This is a genomic window from Candidatus Protofrankia californiensis (assembly GCF_900634765.1).
Lineage (GTDB): Bacteria > Actinomycetota > Actinomycetes > Frankiales > Frankiaceae > Protofrankia > Protofrankia californiensis.
In genome coordinates, this window is record NZ_CAAAFT010000107.1 from 1 (window position 1) to 3414 (window position 3414).

4 protein-coding genes are annotated in these 3414 nt (G+C 65.8%); 2 read left to right on the forward strand and 2 right to left on the reverse strand.

What is annotated here, in order from left to right; all coding sequences use genetic code 11:
- On the reverse strand, positions 1-1072 hold a 1072-nt coding region (locus DD1DGNOD_RS06480; RefSeq protein ID WP_131769664.1), incomplete at its 3' end, for a recombinase family protein.
- A gap of 747 nt (positions 1073-1819) precedes the next feature.
- On the opposite strand from DD1DGNOD_RS06480, the gene DD1DGNOD_RS06485 reads away from it, so the two are divergent.
- Together DD1DGNOD_RS06485 and DD1DGNOD_RS06490 are read left to right on the forward strand one after the other, a co-directional pair.
- Positions 1820-2272 (forward strand): HEAT repeat domain-containing protein, encoded by a 453-nt coding sequence (locus DD1DGNOD_RS06485; protein WP_165035081.1) that lies wholly within the window; start codon positions 1820-1822, stop codon positions 2270-2272.
- Between the two features lie 252 nt (positions 2273-2524).
- Positions 2525-3034 carry a DinB family protein gene (locus tag DD1DGNOD_RS06490; RefSeq protein ID WP_241251608.1) on the forward strand — a complete coding sequence of 170 codons (510 nt, stop codon included), beginning with the start codon at positions 2525-2527 and terminating at the stop codon, positions 3032-3034.
- A 141-nt stretch (positions 3035-3175) separates the two neighbouring features.
- Here DD1DGNOD_RS06490 and DD1DGNOD_RS06495 read toward each other — a convergent pair whose 3' ends face one another.
- Positions 3176-3379, reverse strand: coding sequence for a helix-turn-helix domain-containing protein (locus DD1DGNOD_RS06495; protein WP_131767475.1), 204 nt, complete (start codon positions 3377-3379; stop codon positions 3176-3178).
- Between the last annotated feature and the right edge of the window lie 35 nt (positions 3380-3414).

Below are 3414 nucleotides of genomic sequence, written 5' to 3' on the forward strand. Positions count from 1 at the left end.
TCCAGTTGCCTTGCATCTTGCGGCCGCACAGCCCGCAGTAGAGCAGGCCTCGCAGCAGGTAGCGGCGTGGGGTGCGGCGGGGGCTGCGTTCGTCCGGTGGGGTGAGCCGGCGGGCGGTGAGCCGTGCCTGGACCTGCTGGAAGAGCGCGTCGTCGATGATTGCCGGGTGGGCGATGTCGGTGGACCACACCCAGGCGGTGGTGTCGTTCCAGCGCAGCTTGGTCTGGTGTCCCTGCCCGATGTCGTCGACGTCGATGAGGACTTCGTCCTTGCGTTGTTTGTTCCAGACCTGCCGGCCGGTGTAGCGGGGGTTGGTCAGGATCACGCGGACGGCGCCTTTGGACCAGGCGATGCCGTCGCGATGCCGGTTGCGGGCGCGGTCGTGGGCGGACGGGCAGGGGATTGCGTCGGCGGTGAGTCCTTCGGCGATCGCGAACATTCCTCGTCCGGTGAGGTATTCGGTGTAGATCCGTTTGACGATCGGGGCGGTGTCCGGGTCGGCTTCCAGCTGGTGCAGGCGTCGGCCGTCGGCGGCTTTGGCGGGGTTGGGATGCGGGCCGGCGTCGGCGAGCCGATAGCCGTAGGGGGGTCGGCCGCCGAGGTAGCGGCCCTCGACTTTGGCCTGGGCTTCCATGGCGGCCCGTACCCGGATCTTGATCCGGTTGCGTTCGCCTTTGGACATGCCTCCGAACACAGACATGATCAGGTCGTGGGCTTCGGAGGTGGGGTCGATGGGTCCGCCGACTTCCGGGACCCACAGGCCGACGCCGTAGTGTTCGAAGACGGGGAAGGTCAGGCTGAACTGGCTGCCGTAGAAGGCGCGGTGGGGTTCGCCGATGACGACCGCATCGAAGGCACGGTCGGGCTGGCGGAGAGCGGCCAGGAGCAGGTTTGCCTGCGGGCGTCGTTTCCAGGGGATGGATCGGGACAGACCGATGTCGAAGAACTCGGCCACGATCTCGCCGTGGGGTTCGACCAGCGTATGGGCGCGGGTGAGCTGCCAGTTCCGTGATGCTTCTGGGTCTTGCTGGTCTTCAGTGGATACGCGGCCGTAGAAGGCAAACCGGATCATGGGGCTACCTTTCGGATGAGGACGTGGGGGCACCGGCACTCACAGCGAGTCGGGAGGAGGCGGGCGCTCAGCGGGTTGCGCCGCGTCATCAAGGCGAGCCGCATGCCGCGCCTTCCATAGGATACGCAGCAGGATGCGGGCGGCGTCGGGAGTGAGTACCGGCGGTTCATCCGGGAGGATGACGCGGACGGTTGTGGCGAGGGCGTCCGGACCGCTGGGCGATGGGTTGGGGTGTGATCCGGTATCCCCGGCGGCTGGTATTTCGGTGAGCGTTTTTTCGCTGTTCGCTGGGTCGGCTGTGCAGCCGGTGTTGCGGCTGACTCCATCCGGTAGCTTTCCGTTACCGCTGGCGGCCGAGTATTCCATGCACGTCAGAATGATGCGTGCTGTTCGGCGGGGCAATTATTGGAAGCTGGGTGGGATACGGTCGGTGCTGTCGTCGTCGACCGCGGAATGTTTTCCTCTTCTTTTTGATGTTATCGTTTCCCGGGGAATCCGGGGATGTTGGCCGGAAGTGTGAAAATCTCACATTTGTATTCCGGGTGAGGTGGCGTGGTATGGGTGTGCGGACTGGTGGATCATGGGGCTGTTCCGGCTGCACTGTCTGCTGGCCAGCGGGAGGTGGTTGTGTGCCGCTGGCCGGACAGGGCGACGTTGCAGCGGGAACGCCGGCTGTGAAGCGCGCCGGGCTGATGCTTGTCTATTGTTGCGGAGAGTGTTCCGAATGGCAGGATGATCGGAAGTGGTATGGACGATGAGTTGATCGCGGAGTTGGTGGTGTTCGGGCCGCGGTCGGATCGGGCGGCTGCCGCGTTGGGGCAGGCGGGTGATCCGGCGGCGATTCCGTATCTGCTCACCGCGTTGCGGCGCGATGCCGGGTGGGAGGACAGGTCGGCGGCCTGTTGTAAGGCGGCGGCCATCGCCGCGATCGGTGGTGATGTTGCGGTCGATGTTCTTGTGGGGCAGTTGGAAGCTCTCGACGATGCCGCCCTGGTCGATGACGCGGGCGATATGGGGGACGAGTACTGGCGGATCCGGTCGGCTGTGGTCCACGGTCTGGGACTGCTCGGGGCGGTGGCTGAGCCGCGGCTTCTCCGTGCGTTGGGGCATCCGAATCCGGATGCTCGTGACTGGGCGGCGACCGCCCTTGAAGCGATCGGCCGTCCCCATGCCGCTGACAGTCAACTTTCTGAAGAGTGAGCTGAAAAGACTGGCGGTGGATGGGCATACAGGCGACGGGGTCAGGATTGCATTGAATCGCTTCGGGTTTTGGTGGGTGATTTGCTGTCCTGTTGCCGTCCAGTCGTGGTGCTGTGACCGGCCTGGTGGGTGACGGGGTTTCAGCCACACTGTCTGGTAGGGCTGGCGCGGCCAGGTTCCGATGACGAGGACGCGCACACCAGGGTTGAGTACCCTCAGGTCGCGTTTCCAGGGCGCGCTACGGTGTCCGGTATGCCACCGCCACGCCAGCCAGTGCTGCGGGTCATGCAGGCCAGTACCGCCGGCGAGCGCGAAACCCTTGAGGCGTTCCTTGACTTCTACCAAGATGTGCTCGTTCACAAGGTGCGCGGTGTCAGCGACCAGGACGCCGGGCGCAGGCTGCTGCCCTCGCTCACCACGCTCACCGGCCTTGTCAAACACCTGACCGTGGTGGAGCGGAACTGGTTTCACCGGCTGGTCGACAGCCCTGACGCGCCGCCAGCCGGGGAGGAGGGCGTGAGCTGGGTTCTCGCCGAGACCGACACGCTCGACGTGGTGCTGGCGGGATACGATCGTGCGTGCGCGCTGTCCCGAGAGGTCGCGGCCGGGTTCGCGCTCGACGACGTGGTCCCGCATCCCGAGCTGGGTCGGGTGTCACTGCGTTGGATCTACGTTCATATGATCGAGGAGACGGCCAGGCACGTCGGCCACGCCGATATCGTGCGCGAGCTGACCGACGGGGCGACCGGTGTGCTCGGGTAGCGGGCGGTCGCGTCCCCTCATTGTTCAATTCTTTACAGATATTCCTCGGTTCCGTATCCCTGCTATTTGACACGGCCGGAATTCGGCTGCGGCTGGGTTTCACGATGTTGTGGATGGCGACGGGCTGCGGGTCTTACGGGTTCAGCGGGTGGTGTCAAGAGCTTGGAGGAGGTCGCTGGTGTGGACGCGGTAGAGGCGGCCGATGCGGTGGACGGGGCAGGGGAAGTCGCCGCGGCGGGCGAGTTCGTAGGCGAGGGTGCGGCCGAGGCCGAAGGCGCGGGCGGCGGTCATGAGGTCGACGACGGCGGGGAGCTGGCGGATGTCGTCGAGGGTGAGCGGCTGCATGGCGGGTTCCTTTGCGGCGGGTCAGAGCGCTGGGC